Origin of the sequence: Winslowiella toletana (genome assembly GCF_017875465.1) — a bacterium.
GTDB lineage: Bacteria > Pseudomonadota > Gammaproteobacteria > Enterobacterales > Enterobacteriaceae > Erwinia > Erwinia toletana.
Genome location: NZ_JAGGMQ010000001.1, coordinates 1519932 through 1539976, shown reverse-complemented (window position 1 = coordinate 1539976; position 20045 = coordinate 1519932). Strand labels below are relative to the sequence as shown.

Annotated in this window: 19 protein-coding genes and 1 tRNA gene; 10 read left to right on the top strand and 10 right to left on the bottom strand. The window is 55.7% G+C overall.

The features are described 5' to 3' along the window. Window positions 1-6: 6 nt before the first annotated feature. The 8 genes from J2125_RS07190 to J2125_RS07155 all read left to right on the top strand — a co-directional run bounded on the left by J2125_RS07190 (window position 7) and on the right by J2125_RS07155 (window position 9601). Complete coding sequence (locus J2125_RS07190) at window positions 7-1329, top strand: NAD(P)/FAD-dependent oxidoreductase (RefSeq protein WP_017801159.1); 1323 nt, start codon at window positions 7-9, stop codon at window positions 1327-1329. A 26-nt stretch (window positions 1330-1355) separates the two neighbouring features. After that, a complete protein-coding gene (locus J2125_RS07185) occupies window positions 1356-2060 on the top strand; it encodes an SDR family NAD(P)-dependent oxidoreductase (RefSeq protein WP_017801158.1) in 705 nt (234 codons plus the stop codon). Window positions 2061-2068: 8 nt separating this feature from the next. Then, window positions 2069-3397: an NAD(P)/FAD-dependent oxidoreductase gene (locus J2125_RS07180; RefSeq protein ID WP_017801157.1), complete on the top strand. Its 1329-nt coding sequence runs from the start codon at window positions 2069-2071 to the stop codon at window positions 3395-3397. 229 nt (window positions 3398-3626) lie between these two features. Next, a complete protein-coding gene (locus J2125_RS07175; RefSeq protein WP_026111699.1) occupies window positions 3627-4646 on the top strand; it encodes a LacI family DNA-binding transcriptional regulator in 1020 nt (339 codons plus the stop codon). Between the two features lie 17 nt (window positions 4647-4663). Continuing rightward, complete coding sequence (locus J2125_RS07170; RefSeq protein WP_017801155.1) at window positions 4664-5491, top strand: sugar phosphate isomerase/epimerase family protein; 828 nt, start codon at window positions 4664-4666, stop codon at window positions 5489-5491. A 277-nt stretch (window positions 5492-5768) separates the two neighbouring features. Then, entirely contained in the window at window positions 5769-6497 is a 729-nt protein-coding gene (locus J2125_RS07165) for a gluconate 2-dehydrogenase subunit 3 family protein (protein ID WP_017801154.1), read from the top strand. A gap of 18 nt (window positions 6498-6515) precedes the next feature. Beyond that, a complete protein-coding gene (locus tag J2125_RS07160) occupies window positions 6516-8285 on the top strand; it encodes a GMC family oxidoreductase (protein WP_026111698.1) in 1770 nt (589 codons plus the stop codon). A 2-nt stretch (window positions 8286-8287) separates the two neighbouring features. After that, window positions 8288-9601, top strand: coding sequence for a cytochrome c (locus tag J2125_RS07155; RefSeq protein ID WP_017801152.1), 1314 nt, complete (start codon window positions 8288-8290; stop codon window positions 9599-9601). A 41-nt stretch (window positions 9602-9642) separates the two neighbouring features. Here the strand turns inward: J2125_RS07155 and J2125_RS07150 are convergent, their stop codons facing one another. Further along, window positions 9643-10992, bottom strand: coding sequence for an amidohydrolase family protein (locus J2125_RS07150; protein WP_071590509.1), 1350 nt, complete (start codon window positions 10990-10992; stop codon window positions 9643-9645). A gap of 49 nt (window positions 10993-11041) precedes the next feature. Continuing rightward, on the bottom strand, window positions 11042-11509 hold the full coding sequence (locus J2125_RS07145) for a heme-degrading domain-containing protein (RefSeq protein ID WP_026111697.1): 468 nt from the start codon (window positions 11507-11509) through the stop codon (window positions 11042-11044). Between the two features lie 305 nt (window positions 11510-11814). Here J2125_RS07145 and J2125_RS07140 point away from each other — a divergent pair, with 305 nt between their 5' ends. Further along, the gene (locus J2125_RS07140) at window positions 11815-13263 is read left to right on the top strand and encodes a sugar porter family MFS transporter (RefSeq protein WP_040462400.1); all 1449 of its coding nucleotides are present in this window, start codon (window positions 11815-11817) and stop codon (window positions 13261-13263) included. A 112-nt stretch (window positions 13264-13375) separates the two neighbouring features. Here the strand turns inward: J2125_RS07140 and J2125_RS07135 are convergent, their stop codons facing one another. The 7 genes from J2125_RS07135 to J2125_RS07105 form a co-directional block, all read right to left on the bottom strand. Continuing rightward, window positions 13376-14056 (bottom strand): DUF1989 domain-containing protein, encoded by a 681-nt coding sequence (locus tag J2125_RS07135; protein ID WP_017801148.1) that lies wholly within the window; start codon window positions 14054-14056, stop codon window positions 13376-13378. A 13-nt stretch (window positions 14057-14069) separates the two neighbouring features. Further along, a complete protein-coding gene (locus J2125_RS07130) occupies window positions 14070-14735 on the bottom strand; it encodes an amino acid ABC transporter permease (protein ID WP_017801147.1) in 666 nt (221 codons plus the stop codon). Next, the gene (locus tag J2125_RS07125) at window positions 14735-15385 is read right to left on the bottom strand and encodes an amino acid ABC transporter permease (RefSeq protein WP_017801146.1); all 651 of its coding nucleotides are present in this window, start codon (window positions 15383-15385) and stop codon (window positions 14735-14737) included. Before J2125_RS07125 ends, J2125_RS07130 begins: the two co-directional genes overlap by 1 nt. A gap of 7 nt (window positions 15386-15392) precedes the next feature. After that, window positions 15393-16046 carry an urea carboxylase-associated family protein gene (locus tag J2125_RS07120; RefSeq protein WP_026111695.1) on the bottom strand — a complete coding sequence of 218 codons (654 nt, stop codon included), beginning with the start codon at window positions 16044-16046 and terminating at the stop codon, window positions 15393-15395. Window position 16047: 1 nt separating this feature from the next. Continuing rightward, window positions 16048-16659: a DUF1989 domain-containing protein gene (locus J2125_RS07115; RefSeq protein ID WP_017801144.1), complete on the bottom strand. Its 612-nt coding sequence runs from the start codon at window positions 16657-16659 to the stop codon at window positions 16048-16050. 4 nt (window positions 16660-16663) lie between these two features. Beyond that, window positions 16664-17509, bottom strand: a complete 846-nt coding sequence (locus J2125_RS07110; RefSeq protein ID WP_017801143.1) for a transporter substrate-binding domain-containing protein — start codon at window positions 17507-17509, stop codon at window positions 16664-16666. A 266-nt stretch (window positions 17510-17775) separates the two neighbouring features. Then, a complete protein-coding gene (locus tag J2125_RS07105; RefSeq protein ID WP_017801142.1) occupies window positions 17776-18627 on the bottom strand; it encodes a MurR/RpiR family transcriptional regulator in 852 nt (283 codons plus the stop codon). A gap of 218 nt (window positions 18628-18845) precedes the next feature. Here J2125_RS07105 and J2125_RS07100 point away from each other — a divergent pair, with 218 nt between their 5' ends. Further along, a complete protein-coding gene (locus J2125_RS07100) occupies window positions 18846-19670 on the top strand; it encodes a Cof-type HAD-IIB family hydrolase (protein ID WP_026111694.1) in 825 nt (274 codons plus the stop codon). Window positions 19671-19750: 80 nt separating this feature from the next. Here J2125_RS07100 and J2125_RS07095 read toward each other — a convergent pair. Beyond that, a tRNA-Phe gene (locus J2125_RS07095) sits at window positions 19751-19826 on the bottom strand. Window positions 19827-20045: the final 219 nt, after the last annotated feature.

Genomic DNA, 20045 nt, shown 5'->3' with positions numbered 1-20045 from the left:
GAAGAGATGGCGATATTTTCACCGTTTGAGCAGTCGTTATGGTTTGCCACTGCGCCAGATGCCGCTGCTGGCAGCATGCTGGAGGGGGAAGTGCAGGCGGATGTCTGTGTGGTCGGCGGCGGTTATACCGGCCTGACTACCGCGCTGGAGCTGGCGCGTCAGGGCGTCGCGGTGGTGCTGCTGGAGGCGCAGGAAGCGGGATTTGGTGGTTCAGGGCGCAATGCCGGGCACTGTACACCGACATTTACCCACTACAGTTTGCCGGAATTGCATAAGCTGCTTGGCGCGCCCTGGGCCGAACGACTGATTGCGCGCCAGACGCAAGCCAATAAGCGGGTAGCGGCGATGATTGAACGCTATCAGATTGCCTGCGAATGGCAGCAGAACGGTTATATCCAGGCTGCCGCGTGGCCCGGCGCGGTGAAAACCATCAGACAGAAAGTGCGCGATTATAACGCCGCTGGCGCGCAGACCCGGTTGTTGTCGGCGCAGGAAGTGGAAACCCTTAGCGGCAGTCCGCGTTTTTATGGCGGCTGGTTTCATCCCGAAGGTGGACACCTTAATCCACTGGGTTACGCGCGTGGGCTGGCGCGGGCAGTGATGGCGGAAGGCGGACGCATTTTTACCCGCTCCGCCGTCAGTCAGGTGACAAAACAGGGACAGCGCTGGCGAGTGGCGACTGAGCGCGGCAGCGTGCTGGCGGAAAAAGTAATTTTCGCCACCGGCGCTTATACGGTTAATGGCTGGCCGGGTCTGGCAGAGAGTTTCAAAATCATGAAGGTGTTTGTCGCCGCCACGCAGCCGTTAGCTGACGCCACACGGCGTCAGGTTCTGCCCGCGAACACCACCATTCATGACGGCCGCGGTGATATCTATGTCTATAAATACAACGCCGAAGGGCGGATTGTCGCCTCCATGTTCCCGATGGGCCAGCGCGGGCGCGATCTGGCGCTGACCCATAAGATCATGAGCGATCGTCTGCAGTGGCTGCATCCGCAAATCAGTGAGCCGATCCGCTGGGATTATCTGTGGTTTGGCGAGCTGGATATGCAACAGCGCACCATCCCGCGACTCTATCAGCTGGCACCCGGCGTGGTGGCGTTAACCGGTCTTTCCGGCCGCGGCGTGCCTACCGGCAGCATGCTGGGCAGCATTCTCAGTGAATGGGCGCTGGATGTACCGCAAAATCAACTGGCGCTAAAAATTGAACCACTGCATCGCGCGCCGTTCTGGATGGGGTTTGGCCCACATTTAACTCTGCGTTATTACCGGGTGCGTGACTGGATGCGCAGTAAAGCGCAGAGATCGCAGTTGCCGCCGCACGCCTGATAACTGAAAACTGCAAAGAGGACGTTATGTCGCAAAGCATCACACGCGTTGCCATGATCAGCGGAGGCAGCCGCGGCATTGGCGCTGCTATTGCCAGCGATCTGCTAGCCCATGGCTGGGCGGTCAGTCTTGGTTGTCGCACGCCGCACGCCGTGGCGAATGATCACCCCGGCCAGCAGATTAACTGCCACTACGATGCGCTGGATGCCGACAGCGATGCGCGCTGGATTGCGGAAACCCTGAACGCCTTTGGCCGTATTGATGCGGTGATCCATAACGCCGGCATGATGATCCCGCGCTCGGTGCTGGAGGCCAGCGACGAGGAGTTTGATCAGCTGTTTGCGGTTAACGTGAAAGCGCCGATGCGTCTGAGTCGCAAAGTTTGGCCATATCTGAAACAGAGCGGCAGCGGACGGATTGTGATGCTGGTTTCCCTCTCAGGAAAACGGGTGAAATCGGCGCAGTCCAGCCTGTACGCCATGAGCAAGTTTGCCGCACTGGCGCTGGCTCATGCATTGCGACGACTGGGCGATGAGGAGGGGATTCGCAGCAGCGCCATCTGCCCGGGGTTTGTCGCCACCGATATGGGCACCGCGCTGACCGAAGTGCCCGCCGAAAAAATGACCCAGCCGCAAGATATCGCCGTGCTGGTTCGCACCTTACTGCACTTACCCAATAGCGCCAGCATCGCCGAAATTCCGGTTAACTGGACGGTTGAAGACAATTACTGAGGTAGATAATGGGACCAAATGTGGATTTAGTCACCTCGTCAGCGGAGTTTCCCAAAGAAACCGAGGTGGTGGTGATTGGCGGCGGGATTATCGGTGTGGCAACCGCGCTATCGCTGGTATCACGCGGCGTGCCGACGGTGCTGCTGGAAAAAGGGCTGGTAGCCGCCGAGCAGTCGAGTCGCAACTGGGGCTGGTGTCGCCGCACCGGGCGCGATCTGCGTGAATTGCCGCTGATTAATCTCAGTATGCAGCTGTGGGAAGGAATGAATCAGCGGCTGGGGCGTGAAACCGGCTTTAGCGTCACCGGTATTGCCTACGCTGCGCGCAGCGAGAAGCAGTGGCAGCGCCATCAGCAGTGGCGTGAAGCGGCGCGGCAGCACGATATTCATAGCGAGTTACTTGATGGCGATCAGCTGCAGGCGCGTTTTCCCGATCTGCAGGGAGCGTTTAACGGCGCGCTGTTTACCGCGCTGGATGGGCGTGCGGAACCGCAAAAAGCGGCGCCGGCGATGGTGATGGCGGCGAAAGATCTGGGATTAAATCTGCAACAGCACTGTGCGGTGCGCAGCATCGAACAGGCGGCGGGGCAGGTCAGTGAAGTGGTGACGGAGCGCGGCGCTATCCGCTGCCGTGCGGTGGTAGTGGCCGGTGGCGCCTGGTCGCGCCTGCTGATGCAGGGCTGCGGTCTGACGCTGCCACAGTTAAAAGTACTGAGTGCGGTTTATCGCACCAGCCCGACCGATTACGATCCGGGGATCTGTGTCAGCTTCGGCAAAGTGGCGTTACGCAAACGGCGCGACCAGGGGCTGACCGTTGCCAGTTCCGCCACCAGTATTACCGATCTGACGCCGGACAGTGTGCGGTTCAGCCGGTTGTATATGCCCGCTTACCGTGAAGAGCGCCAGAGCATCAATCTGCGTTTGGGGAGTCGTTTCTGGGAAGAACTGACGCGCTGGCGTGCCGGTGAGCCGGATAAAATCTCGCTGTATGAACGCATTCGCGTACTCGATCCCCATCCGGAAGCCAGAGTGGTGCGCGCCATCCGGCAGAATCTGGTGGATACCCTGCCGGGTCTGGCGTCGCTGGCGATTGAGCAGAGCTGGGGTGGTTTGATCGATACTATGCCGGATGCGATTCCGGTGATTTCGGCCATCGATGCGCGTCCCGGCTTATATCTGGCTACCGGCTTCTCCGGTCATGGTTTTGGCATCGCGCCGGGCGCGGGTCAGTTAATGGCGGATCTGGTGACCAGCAGTACGCCATCCGTTGATGCCCATGCTTTCCGCTTTAGCCGTTTTAGCGATGGCGAAGCGATTAAGGCTCAGCACTGGTTGTAAGGACAAGGGCGGTATGATCTATGCCGCCCACACTCTGACGATAAACTTTGCACCCGGTTGCAAGAAGTATTTGCAATCGGGTGCAAACGGCAACATAATCGCAACATGATGGCAGGTAAGGAGAATGACCTGCGTTTTTATGATGAAGGTTGATGCTGGAAGTAGTTTTTCCGCTGTGTTTCGCGTTCAATGTCTTAAAGATAAAGCCGAACAGCAAAATGCAGGGAATATGACGAAGAAATCCGCAGCAGTACCGCATAAAAAAGCGACTGCCACTGATGTGGCGCAGCTGGCAGGCGTATCGAAATGGACGGTGTCGCGGGCGTTTACCGCAGGCGCATCGATATCCGACAACGCGCGTGTTCAGGTGCTGGCGGCGGCGAAGCGCTTAGGCTATCGCCCTAATCTGCTGGCGCGCAGCCTTTCGCAGAAGCGTACTCATATTGTCGGCGTTGCTATCGATCAGCTGCAAAACCCGCATGCGATGTTATTGCTTGATGAGGTGTCAAAGCAGCTGCAGCTGCGCGGCTATATGGCGTTGCTGATGAATATCACCGAAGGCAAACATTATCAGTCGATAATGGCGATGGCCGATCAGTTGCAGGTGGATGGCATCCTGTTTCTCGGCACCATCCTGACCGATGAGCTGATTACCATTGCCCATGATATGCACCATATTCCGCTGGTGCAGGTGGGACGTAACACCGATGGCCAGGATCTGGATATGGTCAATGTCGATGGCTATCAGGCCGGGCAACAGATCGCCAGGCTGCTGCTGGATCAGGGCTATCAAAGCTTTGGTTATATGAAAGGGCCAGATACCCCCTCCAGCCATCTGCTGCGCATGGACGGGTATCGCGATGCCCTGCAGGCGGCCGGCCGGCAGCTCAATACCGAGCTGATCGCCGGGCATTATGATCGCCAGCGGGCGTATCAGACGATGGCGGATTATTTGCGTATAACGCCGGTTGCAGAGCGTGTCGACGCGATGTTCTGTGAGAACGATATTCTGGCGCTGGGCGCAATGGGCGCGCTGCGCACCGCCGGGCAGCAAAGCACGATGGGCATCGTGGGCTTTGATGATATTGACGAAGCCAGCGCGCCAGACTGGCAACTGACCAGTTACAGTCAGGGCACGGGCAGGCTTATTCATGAAGCGCTTAACCGTCTGATTGATGGTGAAGCCAGTGAAGAGGGTGAGTGGCGTAAGGGGGAACTGCGCGTCAGACGGTCTCATCTGAAAACGTAAACCGGCAAGGAATAGAGATGAAGTTGTCATTGCACGGCGTTTCGCTGTGGTACAGCAATGCTGTCACCCAGTTACGTGTTGCCCGTGATGCTGATTTTAGCGGGCTGGAACTGCTGCCTGAGCATCTGTTTCGTTATCTGGAAAATGGTGGCAGTTTCGCCGCTTATCGCCAGCTGATGGCGCAATACCAGATCGAGATCACCTGCATCAACGCTCTGAAGCGCATCGGTCGCCACCAGCCGGAAGAGCGGGCGGCGATGCTGCAGGAAGCAGAGAAAATCTGCCGTGCGGCGGTGGAGCTGGGATGCCCGGTGGTGCAGATTATGGCGCTGACGGAACTTGATCATCTCTCTGAGTCAGAACGAAACCGTATCCTGCTGGAAAATATCTCCGCCATTGCCGATATCGGCAAGCCGATGGGCATCAAATTCCAGATCGAAGTGGTCGCCTTTACCGCCTTTAACTCTCTGAGCCAGGCGCTGAACATTATTGCGCAGAGCGGCAAAGACAATGTCGGGCTGGTGATCGATTTCTGGCACCTGCATGCTGGTGGCAAAACCCAGCCAGCTGAAGTGGCGGCGATGGATAAACAGCTGATTTATGGCGTCCATTTCTGCGACGGCCGCGCCGCTGATGCGGGTGAAGCCTGGGACGAGTGGGTACAGCGTAACTATGCGCCGGGCGAGGGCGAGGTGGATATTCCGCGTTGGGTCGAAGCGGTGAAAGCCACCGGTTATAGCGGCGTCTGGTCGCCGGAATGGCTCAGCCCGCGGTGCTGGGAACAGGATCTCTGGGAGACTGGCCGTCAGAGCCGGGAAAGTCTGAGCCATTATGGCGTGGCATAATATCACGCATAAACCAGATCAGTTATTCAGACAATAAACTTTGTACCCTGTCAATATTATAAATATCACACCGACAGAGGATAATCTGTCGGCAAGTGATCGCATTAATTAATTTCCTCGGGTTAATAAAGAGCGCCAATATAATTACACTCTGAGAACGTATAAAACCCTATATTCGTGCAGGGCCGATCGCTTATTGCCATTTCTCTGGCAAGGCGTCGTTATGCCCGCGAGCCGAAAACCCATAAAGCATGTCGTGATATTTAAGGGAAACAGAATGAACCGTAGAGAGGCGATATTTTCGCTAACCACTGTCGTGACTGCGCTGGCGGTGACGCCAAAGCTTAGCGCACGCGAAATGCATAACGTGCCGTTAGAGACGTCGCAGAATGCCGATCACCTGCCGCAGCCGCTATGGCAACAGGGCTATCGGGTACTGACCAATGAGACTGATCGCCAGAACCTTACGGCGATCTTTGACCGCTTAATTCCAGCCGACCAGCACGGTCCTTCCGCCAGTGAAGCGGGATGCATCGAGTTTATCGATGGTGAACTGGCGGGTGAGTATGGCGCGGGCGCTGCACTCTATCTTGATGGCCCAATGCAGCGTGAAAATGAAGAGCAGCTGATGGGCAGCCCGCAATTTCTGGCGACGCCGAAAGAACGCTATATGACCGGACTTAAAGCGCTGGAAGCCTGGGCGCAGGTGCATCATCAAGCTTCATTCCATACTCTGCAGGCCGATCAAATCGATGAGTTTCTGCGCGCGATGGAGACCGGGAAAATTAATCTTAGTGAGCAGGTAAACAGTCAGGCGTTTTTTGAACTGATGCTGCAAAACGCCCGCGAAGGATATCTGTCCGATCCGATTTATGGTGGCAATAAAAATATGGCTGGCTGGAAAATGATTGGTTTTCCCGGCGCACGCTATGACTACCGTCCTTATATCGAACGTCGCAATGAAAATCTGGCACTTATTCCCGTCAGCCTTATTCCTGACAATTAATTTCCCGGAGCAGAACAGATGTCACAAATAAGAAAAAGAGTCGATGTGGTGATTGTCGGGATGGGTTGGGCTGGCTCAGTTATGGCCGAAGAACTTACTCGTGCCGGTCTTGAAGTGGTAGGGATTGAGCGCGGCGCGTGGCGTGATACCTCCACCGATTTCCCGCCTGCGGTGGATCCCGATGAGTTGCGCTGGCATACACGCCGCAAAATCATGCAGCCGATGAGCGTGGAAACCACCACTTTCCGTAACCGCAGCGATCAGCAGGCCGCTCCGGTGCGTAACTGGTCCGCGTTTCAGTATGGCTGGAACGTCGGCGGCGCCGGGACACACTGGGCCGGGATGTCCTGGCGCTTCACACCGTGGGATTTTGCAGCCGCCACGCAGACGCGCGAACGCTATGGCGCGGCGAAAATGAAAGGTCTGCAACTGCAGGACTGGGGTGTGACCTACGACGAAATGGCGCCGTTTTACGACCGCTTTGAACGTATTGCCGGGACATCCGGCATTGCCGGAAATCTTAATGGCCAGCCGCAGAAAGGCGGCAACGTTTTTGAGGGACCACGTTCACGGGATTACCCGACGCCGCCGCTAAAAGATACCCACTGGATGCGCCGCTATCGCCAGACCACCGAACAGATGGGCTATCACCCGTTTACCATTCCGGCGGGCAATATTTCACAGGCTTATGTTAATCCGCTTGGCGTGACCATGGGTCCCTGCACCTATTGCGGCTTCTGTGATTTCCACGGTTGCGGCAACTTCTCTAAATCGTCGCCGCAGGCCTGTATTTTGCCCGCGCTGATGCGGCGTAAAAACTTTACCCTGCTAACGGAAACCGAAGTGCTGCATGCGGTAAAACACGACGATGGCAAGACAGTGAAAGGGGTGAACTTTATCACCAGAGACGGCGAGGTCGGATTCCAGCCGGCGGATATCGTCTGCATTACCGCTTATCAGATGGACAATGTACGCCTGATGCTGCTGTCGGATATCGGCGAAAAATACGATCCGCGCACCGGTAAAGGCACCATTGGCCGCAACTATAACTATCAAACCTGTTCGACGGTGACCGGCTTCTTTGATGGCGAACATATGAACCCGTTTATCGGCGGCGGCGCGCTGGCGGTGCAGATCGACGATTTCAACGGCGATAACTTTGATCACAGCAATCTGGACTTTATTGGCGGCGCCGGAATTATGGGCTTCTCCACCAACGGACGGCCAATTCAGAATATGAATGCTCTGCGCCCGGGCACGCCGCGCTGGGGCAGTGAATGGAAAGCGGGTTATGCCCGTGATTATCAGACTGCGGGCACCATTTTCTGTCAGGGCACCTCAATGCCGGTGCGTGATGCCTACCTCGATCTCGACCCGCGCTATAAAGATCGTCACGGTCAGCCGCTGATCCGCATGACCTTCGACTGGAACCAGAACGATATCAATATGGCGAAGTACGTTACCGATCGCGCAGTTGAGATTATGAAACAAACCGGCGGCCAGCATCTGACGATTGATAATCAGTCGGAGAAGAGCTGGAACCCCTATATGCAGCACAGCTCGCATACCATTGGCGGCGTGGTGATGGGCGCCGATCCCACCACCTCGGCGTTGAATCCGTTCCTGCAAAGCTGGGATGCGCACAATCTGTTTGTGGTTGGCGCGTCCGCGTTCCCGAATAATGGCGGCTATAACCCAACGGTGACGGTTGGTGCGCTGGCTATCCGTGCGGCACAGGCGATTTATCAGACGTATATGAAAAATCCGGCCCCGCTGGTGGAGGCGTAATCATGAGCAAAAAGAAGAAAATAGTCCTGAGCCTGGCGGCGCTGGCGGTTATGGCCGGCATTGGCGCGTTCGGCAGATTGTGGATGGTGATGGACAGTTCGCGTTCGGCGGTGGCTGACGATAGTGTAAAGCTGGCGGATTTCCATAGTCAGGATCGGGATGCGATTAAGCGCGGCGAGTATGTGATGCGCCTGTCTGACTGCGCCGCCTGCCATCAGACCGACTTCTCCGGCGGCTATAAAATCAATACGCCGTTTGGTGAGCTGCTGACCTCTAATATCACCCCGGATAGCGCGACTGGTATCGGTAAGATGACCGAGCGCGATTTCTTTAATGCCGTACGTCAGGGGCGCGGCGATCATGGTTTCCTCTATCCGGCGATGCCGTATACCGCTTATAGCAAAATCAGCGACGACGAAATGCATGATCTCTGGGCGTATATGTCGACCGTTCCGGCGGTAAAGCGTGAGATTGATGAAAATGTCGGGATGAATTTCCCCTATAACATTCGTCTGGCGATGGCGGGCTGGAATATGTTGTTCTTCGATAACAGCAGCTTCAGCGCGGAGAGCGCACAAAGCAGTGAGTGGAATCGCGGCAAATATATCGTTGATGGCCCGGCGCACTGTAGCGTATGCCACACCGCGCGCAACTTGCTGGGCGGCGAAGTCAGCGACGGTTATCTGCAAGGCGGCAGCCTCGGCGACTGGTATGCGCCAGATATTTCACCCAACCCGCATAGCGGTATCGGCAACTGGAGTGATGAGCAGATTGCGGACTATCTGAAGAGCGGATCGAATGGCGAAAGTGTCGCCGCAGGTCCAATGGCGGAAGCGGTTGAGCATTCAACGCAATACTTTACCAATGACGATCTGCAGGCAATCGCCACTTACCTGCGCGGGGTGCCGGCTTCAGCTACGCCAGCATCGCAGGGCTATACGCTGGCTGCACCGCGTCGCAAGCAGGCGGCGCTGAGCTACGAAGTGAACTGCTCAGCCTGTCACGGATTGCACGGCGAGGGGATAAAAGGGATGGTGCCTGCTTTTACCGGTAATAATGCGATGCAGAATGATCCGACCAATATGATCCACGCTATGCTGCGCGGCGCGCGTGCGCCTCACACGGAGGAGCGTCAGACTGCTGCCGGGATGCCAGCATTTGACTGGAAAATGAATGACCAGCAGATGGCGGATATCCTCAACTACGTGCGCAACAGCTGGGGTAATAAAGGCAACGAAGTGACGGCGGAGAATGTGGCGGCGCTACGTAAACAGACCGGCGCAGGCGATAAGCTAAAAACCCCTGCCGCTCAGTAGCCAGTCTGACAGCCTGTCGCTGATGCGGCAGGCTGTCAGTGTTAATCTGCTGCGCGTTGCCGCATACTTTCGGCAGATTGCTGTGCCTCGCTTAACACCTCAGCCATATTGATTCCCTGCATTTCACCGTGATGTTTTACTATTTTGCCATCGACAATCACTGTCTCGACATTTTCTGGTCTGGCCGAGTAAACAATAAACGCCGCCGGATCGCCGCCAGCAAAACCGCTCATATTCAGCGCCTGTGGATTAATAATCTGCACATCGGCACGTTTAGCGCTCTCCAGCGTGCCGGTAATCGTCCCCAGTCCGAGCGTCTGCGCCGCACGACGCGTTACCAGTTCCAGCAACTGGCGCGGCTGCGGACGGGTTTCGTCGGTTGTCGCGCCGCTGAGCGTCAGAGCCAGCAGGCGCATACTGGCGAACATATCCGCGCTGCCCGCCAGCGAGTTGCCGTCGATCCCCAGTCCCTGACGCGTCACCGTACTGAAATGGTCGAGCCGCGTCAGGCCGTAACCAACGCGCTGTTCACTGAGTGGCGTCAGCGCCAGGCTGCCGCCAGCCTTTTCCAGTGCCGCCAGCTGCTGCGGTGTGGCGTCGGTGGCATGGACTACCGTCATCGATGGATTAAGGTAGTTGCCGCGAATTAATGCGTTAAACATCGCGTCGGCATCGCCGCTGACATGAACCTGTAGCGGTAGTTTATGCGCCTGAGCAAACTGATACTCCTGTTTGCGTAGTGTCCAGTTGCTCTGATCGTTCAGGTCGCGCGGCAGACGCCAGGCCAGTCCCGGCTGTACACGCTCGTCCTCCTGCGCCGTCAGGGTGGCAAGATGTTTAAGATCGATCGGCTGTCTGGTGGTTTTGTCCGGTCCGCCGTAATACATTATCGCGCGAATACCGCTCTGTTTCAGTGCTTTAAATCCCGCATCGCCCCAGGCTGGCCCCTGGATATTGTCAAAGAAATCGCCGCTGGTGGTGATCCCGCCCTGCAACAGTTCCAGCGCGCCACTGTACATGGCGGTATAGATATCATCGGGTTGCATCACCTGCGCGAGGCGGTTGCTGACCGGGAAAAACTTACCCTGCTGGTTGCGAAACTGACCGCGCATGGTGGTGACTGACAGATGCGAGTGCGCGTCAACAAAACCGGGCAGCACCATTTTTCCTTTAGCATTAATTACTTGTGCGCCGGGCGCCGCCAGATCGTTGCCGATCCGGGCGATCTGATTACCGCGGATCAGTAAATCGGCATCCTGCAAATCTGCCTCGCCAGCTTTCATGGTGAGGATATAGCCATTGCGGATTAGCAGGGTGTCGTTAGTCGCCGCTATGCCTGGAAAGCTGCACAGCAAGATGAGGAGAAGTAACAATCGTTTTGAATACATCATCAGCTCCGGATAAACAGGGAAGGGCGGCGTTTACGCCGCCTGTGCAGAATCAGCGTTGCTGTAACTGACGGATCCCCCATAGCGCCAGGGCATGATCGTCTGCCGAGGGCAGGCCACTGACGCTGACCGCCCCTATCACCGCGCCACTCTGATTAAGCAGCGGGAAGGCGCCACCATGGTCAGTATAATCATACTGATTAATAAACGACTGGATCGCCATCGGTTCGCCATTTTGCGTATTGATTACCCCGACATACATTGACGAGTTGCCATAGCGCAACACGGTATTGCGCTTGCGTCGCATCCACTCCAGATTGTTGGCGGCGGAACCTGGCAGGGCGGCGAGAAACAGTTGCTGACCAAAAGCGTAGACTTCAATCGCCACTGGTAACTGTTGCTCAGCGGCGCGTGCCTGGATGAGCTGGCCCAGCCGCCAGGCTGACTGAAAATCAAAATGGCGCAGACGGCTGTCTGCTTCCTGTTGCAGCAACAGGGCAGGCGCGAGAGCATCAGACATAAGCATCCTTAATGATGAAATTTTATTTTCAATAAATTTATCATCAAAAAAAATATTTTGCATATGATCTTCATCACAATCGCTTAACCTGCTGGTAATGTCCGCTTTTTTCTGTCTCCCCCTCACTTTGCTGGTAAAAAAATAATTTTAACCGGCTCACATATCAAGAATAAATAATTCGATATTTAATAATTTAGAAAATATATTCCAGTTCAGGATTCTGCAACCTGCGGGCACATGCTCATAACAATCATGTCATTTTTGACCGCAAAGCGGGTCAGAGAACAGCGATAAGGGCCAGCAAGATGGATACCAGGAAAACGCGTTACAACATGAAGTACGTCATGCTCTGCTGTACGGTGGCGGCCTTTGGCGGGCTGCTATTGGGCTATGACTCCTCGATTATCTCCGGGGCAATTGAACCGCTCAGTGAACATTTCCGGCTCTCTCCGGCAGAAACCGGCTGGGCGGTGTCGAATATCCTGCTGGGCAGTCTGATAGGGTGCTTTATCGCGCCGAAACTCAGTGACAAGCTGGGGCGTAAAAAATCCCTCGCCATTACCGCGCTGGTATTTACTGTCTCGGTGGTGGGAACGGTTATCGCGCATAACTTTACCGTCTTTGTCATCGCCCGCATGCTCGGCGGGCTGGCGATTGGGCTGGCTTCGGTGATTTCACCGATCTATCTTGCCGAGCTTTCACCCTCGAAATTCCGTGGGCGCACCACCGCGCTCTATTCGGTCTGTTGCGTTGGCGGTCAGTGCGTGGTGCTGCTGACTAACTACTATATTCACCAGTTTATGGCGGCAGAGGCGATGGTCGATACTGGCTGGCGCTATATTCTGGCCACCGCGCTGCTGCCCTGCGCGCTGTTTATTCTGTTTGTTCTGTTTATTCCGGAATCACCACGCTGGAATATGCTGAAAGGGCGTGAGAAACCGGCGCTGGATACCCTGACCAAAATCTCCAATGCTGAGCATGCGCAGAGCGTCTTCAATGAGATTAAAATTTCACTCAAGCACTCCGCAGCCAACAGTCATAAAACCCGCTTCAGCTTTAATAAAACCACCGTGCCACTGCTGATTGTCGGTGTCGGTCTGGCAGTCGGCAACCAGATTAGCGGCATCAATGTGATTCAATATTTTGGTCCTTCGCTGCTGAAAAATGTATTTCCTGACTCCGGCTCGGCGCTGTTGCAGACCTTCTGGCTGTCGATCTGTCAGTTTATTGGCGTATTAATTGGGATGTCGATGATTGATAAAGTCGGGCGTCGCAAACTGCTGTTACTGGGGGCGATCTCCTCCTGCGTATTTCTTACCTATTCGTTTATCGCCTTCTACTACCATTTGCCGGGCATGCTGGCGGTGATCGGCCTGTTCGCTTATATGGTGTTCTTCGGCATTACCTGGGGGCAGATTGTCTGGACGGTGCTGGGTGAGCTGTTCCCGACGGAGATCCGCGCGGTCTGCGTTGGTATCTCTATCTGTATGATGTCGCTGGCGAACTTTATTATCAGCACCACTTTCCCGATTATGAACAGCAATCCTTACCTGCTGGAACTGTTCCATGGTGGTTTCCCGCTGCTGCTGTTCGCGATTTTCTCTCTGGGTATGTATTTCTTCACTTACCGCTTCCTGCCGGAAACCGCGGGCGTGTCACTGGAAAAAATTCATGGTCTGGTACTGGAGAAGTTCAATGTCGAGGTGCCAGCGGATCAGCTGCCGGTAAGCCGCGCCGGGCAGCTTAAACCTTAAACGGCAACAGGCCGTTCAGCCAGCTTCCGGGGGGTAACTGGAGAGCGGCGCTGTTGCTTTGTTAGATCGCCGGCTGGCAATAATTGTCAGCCGGCATTTTTTTACGCCAAAATCAGGCGCTTTTTTCCGGCACCCATGCCCCTTTCACGACGGCGTCAGGGAAACCACCGGTCAGAATACGCAGTTGCGCATCACGCGGGGTGTTATCCCCCTGACCCTGAATACTGACAATATCCTGCGGACAGGCGGAGAGCGCTACATAGCAGTCCATCTCGGCGCGCAGAGTAATATAATCGCCGGGCTGGGTGACGGTTGGCAGCGTCTTCAGCGTAATACCATCCGGCTGCACCTGAATATTCATAAAGATATTAAATGACGCCAGATTGCCGTGCGGCAGCGTGACATTCAGCGCCGCCAGACCTTCATGCAGATTATCGTGACAGTTACGATGCGGCTCGCGGCAACCCAGCAGCTCATAGCGACGCGCATCGCAGGCGGCCATAAAGGTATCGTGTACGCCGGGTGAGGTGTCTTCCACCAGCGTCAGAATCGGATGGCGCATATTGGTGATAAAACTGTCGCCCACGCGCGGATTAAGCCGCTGATTCCACACGCGCGTCGCTTCCATACACATATATTCACTGACGTCGGCGGCATTATAAGCCCAGCAATCCACCACCTGAGTACCGTGCAGATTAATCACCTGCAGCGCTTCACCGGCGGCGAGAAACACCGCTTTGCCGTGGCGTGCGGGGATTAACTGCTCAGCACGGCAGTTTGTTGTAGTCGTCATATTATTCTCCTGGTTAATGTGGCACGCGCAGGCTGTAACGCGTCATCCGCTGTTCAAGGCGGCGTGCCAGCAAATCGATAAAGGTGTTAAGCAGCCAGTAGCAGAGCGCCACAGCCAGATAGATCTCCAGCGGCGCATAGGTGGCGGAGATCGCCTGCTTCGCCTCGTACATAAACTCCGGCACCGAGACAATCGACAGCAGCGCCGAGTCTTTAATCAGGCCAATCAGCAGACCCATTAGCGGCGACAGCATTTGCGGCAGGGTTTGCGGCAATACCACGTCGCTCATAGCACGAAAATGGCCCAGCCCCAGCACCCGGCAGGCCTCCCACTGGCCAGCAGGCAACGCGCCAATTGCCGCACGAATCACCTGGGCAATATAGGGCGCGTAATACAGCGTCAGCGCCAGCACGCCCACCACCGGCGAAGAGAAGGTGATGTCGTATTCCGGCAGCACAAAATAGAGCAGATAGATCACCACCAGCAGCGGTAATCCGAGCGTTACGGCGGTCCAGATACGTAACAGCGATTGCAGCAGCGGCGGTCCGCGCATCAGCAGCAGCGCCAGTAATGCTCCCGCCAGTAACGAACAGATTGCGGCGATAACACAGAGTTGCAGGGTGATTTGTAATCCCTGCCACAGCGACGGCGCCGATGAGATAACTGCCTGCCAGTCCATTATGCCCACCTCCCTTTGCCTTCCAGATAACGTGCGAGGCCAATCATCGGCAGCGCAATCAGCAGATAGCCCACTGCCACCAGCAGCAATACCTGAGTGGCTTCATAACTGCGGGCAATGACAATCTGCCCGGCATAGGTCAGCTCGGTTAATGCGACCACCGAGGCCAGCGGCGTGGTTTTCAGCAGGATAGTGAACTCATTGACCAGCATTGGCAGGCTGGCGCGCAGCACCTGCGGATTCACCACATACCACCAGGTCAGGAAGCGGCCCAGCCCCAGCGTGCGGCAGGCTTCCAGCTGACCCGCAGTGACCAGACGGCGATTGACGCGCAGAATCTCCGCTACGTAAGCGCCGCTGTTCATACCGATAGTAATCACCGCCGCCAGCAGCGGCTGTCCGCCCAGTCCGAGTAGCGGCAGGGTAAAGAACACCACAAACAGCTGCACAATCGCCGGAGTGCCGCGCATCAGGCTGATATACAGCCGTCCCAGCAGACGCGGCAACAGGCGACGATGCAGTTGCAGATAGCAACCAGCCTGCCCCAGCACCAGGCTTAACAGTGCCGCCAGCACAGTCAGTTCGAGGGTGACCAGCAGCCCTTTGGCTAACTCCGGTAATCCGGCGCTGACTTGCGCATCCAGCCACATTATTGCCTCACTCAGACGGGAAAGCCGTCAGATCTTCCGCCACCGACAGGCTGAGCGGGGCGGGGCGATCGTTGCCTTCAATCCCGGTACAGCAAGCCGAAACGATAAACAGGGTATCGACCACCACGCGACAGGTAATGCTGTCACCGCGTTTGGTCAGATTGGGCTGTGGCGTAATATCGCCATTCCGCGCCAGATCGACATGCATAAACAGATTGATCGGATCCGGCAGCTTTGGCGCCACCATACCGACGCGCGCCAGTTCTGCGTGCAGAGATTCAACACAGCCCTGCTGACCGTGGTAGCCGCGTTCCGCCAGCCATGCGCTGGTAGATGCTGGCAGCAGCAGATCGTGACGCCGCACGCTGTCTTTACCTAACACCATCATCGGACGGCGGCGGTTGTTCACCATACGCATGCCGGAACCGAGCAGATAGCTGTTGCTGAATACCCGGGTGTGATGCACTGACAGCCAGACCGCCGGGTCGGCAATGCTGAAACCAAACAGCGATGCCACGGCGCCGTCGCCAAGCGCGGTAATCCGCAGCAACTGGCCGCGCAATACGCGAATCGAACCGGCGGTTCCCGGCGCGACGGTAACGGTGCTGGCAACAGTACGTGGCGCTTCTTCACTGGTGAAGCCTTCTTTCATTAATAACATTTCAGGCCTCAGTGGTCAGAGTATCGGAAATATGGATATCAATCGGTGTCACCTGCAGACCGTTGCCCGGAATAATGTCCTGCGGACAGGAGGAGACGGCGCAAATCAGATCGCACAGCGCGCGGAAAGTGACGCGATCGCCAGCACGGCTGTTGGGATCGGTAACTTCCATGCGGCCATCCGGAGTAACCGGACCGTTCTGGAACAGGTTAAACGGCTCCGGCAGGGTGAAGTAATTCACGCCGTAAGCGCGCATCCCTTCCAGCATATTGTCGACGCAGTTGCGATGCCCCTCGACACCGAAATCGATGCTAAAGCGGGTGCGGTCGCAGGCCGGAACATTGGCATCGTGAATGCCGATGCTGTCGGCGATAATCTCCAGCATGGCGCGGTTTTCGCTCGACCAGAGTGCATCACCCGGCTTAAAGAACAGCGAGCGCAGATGCTGGCGGGTATGGACTGGCGACAGCTTTTCCGCCGGGTTCGCCGCGTTTACCGCGACAAAATCCGCAGCCTGCTGACCTTCGCTATCAATGATGGTCAGATATTGCCCCTGACGGACAGTAAACGCCTGGCCGTGCCCGGCGGTAACATGCACATGATGCTGACACATGGCCTTACTCCTGAGGAATGAAGTTGTCGGCCGGAACCGTAAAGGTGGTGCCAAGATATTGCGTTTGCAGTGCGCCGAGTTCGCCGGATTTCTGCATCGCCAGAATGTGGTCGCTGATGGCTTTGTTCAGTGCGCTGTCATCTTTACGCGTTGCCCACGCCATCCACTGTGACGGACCGATGTCGCCGACCTGCGCCACTTTTGCCGGATATTTCTTCACCACTGGCGCCAGCACCGAGATATCGTCGATCACAAAGTCGGCGCGTTTGGTCATCAGCGTGCTGACCGTCTGATCCAGCGTATCAACGCTGATAATGGTGATCGGCTTCAGCCCCTTGCTTTGCAGCGTTTCATTAAAGGTTTTCAGCAGCTGCTCAGGCACGCTGGCGCTTTTGGCGGCGCCGCGCAGACCGGCAAGATCTTCAATCTTCAGCGGCTTGCTGGCGAATTTTCCTGCTTCGTCATGGCGTACCAGTACGGCGTTGACGGTTTTACTGAACGGCACGGTAAACAGCACTTTTTTCGCGCGCTCGGCAGTGACGTTAAGCGAGGAGCCTTCAGCATGGAAGGAACCGGAAATCAGGCCGGGAATGATGCCGCTAAAGGCCGTCTTCTGAAACTCCAGTTTCACGCCCAGCGCTTTGGCCACTGACTTCATAATTTCGGCGCTGTAACCCACCACTTCACCCTTATCGTTGGTGTACTCATATGGGGGAAAGGTAGGATCGACGCCGACGGTCATGGTGCCGCTGGATTTAATATCCGCCAGCGTATCGGCGCGGGCGAAGCCACTGAGGGATCCCGCGGTGAGCAGTGCAGCTGCAGCAATAAGTAATGTGATTTTTTTCATTATGGTGTTCCCTGATGTTGGTGAGATACATCAGGAGTAAGGCAGGTTTCGTGCCAGATTATGCAGCACAGCAGGCAGCGGAGTGGCAGAGAAAAGTAATAATCCTTAAGAATCACCGAGAAACACGTGTTTCATTATCGTAAAATTATTTTTCATTGGTTTCATGTGGCGTGAAAAGCACGGGGCGGCGGAACATTGTTGCGCACTAAAATGGTGCGCAGTAAGTGAGCAGTTGCACCATCGCGATAGCATGGTGCAGCTCTGGGTTACTCCAGCTCATCAAGCCACTGATGAACCGATTCGATTAACGTCAGCTGGTCGTTGCTGACTTTGCCGCGCTCACGCGCCACCAGCGAGCAGATCAGATTACATACTCCGGAGAGTGAGGCGGTGCTGTCAAAAATCAGGCTGCCGTCAGTATGGCAACGAATCACCCAGGTCGCCTGTTTTGCCGCTTTGCCGGGCAGCACATCGGAGAGATAGAGCATCGGTACTTTAAGTTCGCTCATGGCGTTCATCGCCGCTTCCAGCGCTGGCATACGGCGGCGTAAGCCGATGCAGATCGCCACATCCTCAGGCCCTAATGCGGCCAGATATTCCGCCAGTGAATCCCCGGCGCGCGGCAGCAGGCGCACATCGTTATGCACATGAACCAGATCGCGGTACATCAGGGCGGCGATGGTCTGGCTGTGACGCCAGCCAAGCAGCACAATGCGCCGCGCGCCGGCAATCGTCCTGATCACCTGATCCAGCTGTTGCGTATCAAGAGCGCGATAAGAGTTAACCAGATTGGCGACCTCGCGTTCCAGATGGCTCTGGATCAGCGTATCCAGCGGCGAGCCGCTCTGAAAGTCCTGCAGGTAGAGTGGTGAGCCGCTGTTTTGCATTTCCCGCGCCTGGCGCCGCGCTTCTTCATAGTTTTCATAACCGAGGTGGCGAAAAAAACGCGTGGTGGTGGCTTTCGATACGCCGGCGCTGATCGCCAGTTCCGTGGCGGTATTCATCGCCAGCTGACCCGGCGCCGCGAGGACCACATCCGCCAGACGCTGTTCATGGCTGGAGAGTTGATCCCAATACTGGCGAATGCGGCTTTCAAGCGAAACCGTTTTGGCGCTCATTTGTTTACCCTGGAAAAATAAAATCCATCCTGCACAGAGCGGGCGGGCTTGTCATGTAAAAAATGAGATTGATTAGTGATTGGCTATTAGCTGCATCGACAATCCACACAAAACCTTAAAAGGGGATCGAAACCGGCAGAGACATCCCTGTTACGCCACCCCTTTTCTGGATAGGATAAACGTACTTCCCCCATCTTACTTAATCAGCAGGTGCAGGCGTGTCAGTAAAATTAGTCGCAGTTGATATGGACGGAACCTTCCTCAATGCCTCAAAAAACTATAACCGTGAACGTTTTCAGCAACAGTACCTGGCGATGCGCGAGCAGGGGATACGTTTTGTGGTGGCCAGTGGCAATCAGTTCTGGCAATTGCTGAGCTTTTTCCCGCAGATTGCCGGTGAGATTTCCTTTGTTGCCGAGAATGGCGCCTGTGTAGTAAGCGAAGGGGAAGAGATCTACTGCGGCCATATTCCACAGTCGCTGGTGGTCAGCATTCTCAGCGAACTTGAGCCGTTTAGCGATATTTACACCGTGGTGTGCGGTAAACAGACCGCATGGTTACATCAGCGTGCGCCGGAAAAGGTGGTGGCGCTGATGTCGCGGCATTACCATCGGTTGCAGCGTTATCAGTCAGTGGATGAGATCGGCGATGATATTTTTAAAATTGCCCTGACGCTGGAAGATACGCGCATTCCGCAGCTTAAGGCGCATCTGAGTCAGGCGCTGAATGGCGACCTGACTCCGGTGACCAGCGGCTTTGGCTTTGTTGATCTGATTATTCCCGGTATCCATAAAGCGCACGGGCTGAAAATCTTGCAGCAGCGCTGGGGTATTGCCGATGAAGAGGTGATGGCGATTGGCGACAGCGGTAATGATCGCGAAATGCTGCTGCAGGCGGGGTACAGTTTTAGTATGGCCAACGCCAGCGAGGAGATTCGCCAGGCCGCGCGCTATCAGGCCGGGGATCACAATGATGAAGCGGTACTGGATGTTATCGATGATATGTTAAATGGGGTTTATCCGTTTAGCGTATCTGCGCATTAAATCTGCTTTCCGGCAACGCAACATAACCTGGTGACGCTAAAACGCAAAACGGACGTCCGAAGACGTCCGTTTATAAATGATGGTGCCCGAACCCGGAATCGAACCAGGGACACGGGGATTTTCAATCCCCTGCTCTACCGACTGAGCTATTCGGGCAACGGGGCGCATTAAACCTTATGCAGGCCGGAGCGTCAAATACTTTTCCCGGCAGAAAGCGCGATTGCTTTCTTTTTCATCCCTTTGCCGCGAAAATCGACAGATTACCCTGCGATGTGTGTTTTTTGGCACGAAACCCCGCCGTTTAAAAAGTATGCATCATTTATGGATGAAACCAGCGCTTAATAACAGCGCCAGTAATAATAAAAATCATAACAA

Bases quoted from the DNA above. Each gene is read 5' to 3' on its own strand.
- J2125_RS07140 (WP_040462400.1), top strand. From the start codon at position 11,815: ATGGATACCAGGAAAACGCGTTACAACATGAAGTACGTCATGCTCTGC.
- J2125_RS07165 (WP_017801154.1), top strand. From the start codon at position 5,769: ATGAACCGTAGAGAGGCGATATTTTCGCTAACCACTGTCGTGACTGCG.
- J2125_RS07160 (WP_026111698.1), top strand. From the start codon at position 6,516: ATGTCACAAATAAGAAAAAGAGTCGATGTGGTGATTGTCGGGATGGGT.
- J2125_RS07110 (WP_017801143.1), bottom strand. From the start codon at position 17,509: ATGAAAAAAATCACATTACTTATTGCTGCAGCTGCACTGCTCACCGCG.
- J2125_RS07125 (WP_017801146.1), bottom strand. From the start codon at position 15,385: ATGTGGCTGGATGCGCAAGTCAGCGCCGGATTACCGGAGTTAGCCAAA.
- J2125_RS07155 (WP_017801152.1), top strand. From the start codon at position 8,288: ATGAGCAAAAAGAAGAAAATAGTCCTGAGCCTGGCGGCGCTGGCGGTT.
- J2125_RS07170 (WP_017801155.1), top strand. From the start codon at position 4,664: ATGAAGTTGTCATTGCACGGCGTTTCGCTGTGGTACAGCAATGCTGTC.
- J2125_RS07145 (WP_026111697.1), bottom strand. From the start codon at position 11,509: ATGTCTGATGCTCTCGCGCCTGCCCTGTTGCTGCAACAGGAAGCAGAC.
- J2125_RS07150 (WP_071590509.1), bottom strand. From the start codon at position 10,992: ATGATGTATTCAAAACGATTGTTACTTCTCCTCATCTTGCTGTGCAGC.
- J2125_RS07180 (WP_017801157.1), top strand. From the start codon at position 2,069: ATGGGACCAAATGTGGATTTAGTCACCTCGTCAGCGGAGTTTCCCAAA.
- J2125_RS07190 (WP_017801159.1), top strand. From the start codon at position 7: ATGGCGATATTTTCACCGTTTGAGCAGTCGTTATGGTTTGCCACTGCG.
- J2125_RS07130 (WP_017801147.1), bottom strand. From the start codon at position 14,735: ATGGACTGGCAGGCAGTTATCTCATCGGCGCCGTCGCTGTGGCAGGGA.
- J2125_RS07120 (WP_026111695.1), bottom strand. From the start codon at position 16,046: ATGTTATTAATGAAAGAAGGCTTCACCAGTGAAGAAGCGCCACGTACT.
- J2125_RS07115 (WP_017801144.1), bottom strand. From the start codon at position 16,659: ATGTGTCAGCATCATGTGCATGTTACCGCCGGGCACGGCCAGGCGTTT.
- J2125_RS07105 (WP_017801142.1), bottom strand. From the start codon at position 18,627: ATGAGCGCCAAAACGGTTTCGCTTGAAAGCCGCATTCGCCAGTATTGG.
- J2125_RS07175 (WP_026111699.1), top strand. From the start codon at position 3,627: ATGACGAAGAAATCCGCAGCAGTACCGCATAAAAAAGCGACTGCCACT.
- J2125_RS07135 (WP_017801148.1), bottom strand. From the start codon at position 14,056: ATGACGACTACAACAAACTGCCGTGCTGAGCAGTTAATCCCCGCACGC.
- J2125_RS07185 (WP_017801158.1), top strand. From the start codon at position 1,356: ATGTCGCAAAGCATCACACGCGTTGCCATGATCAGCGGAGGCAGCCGC.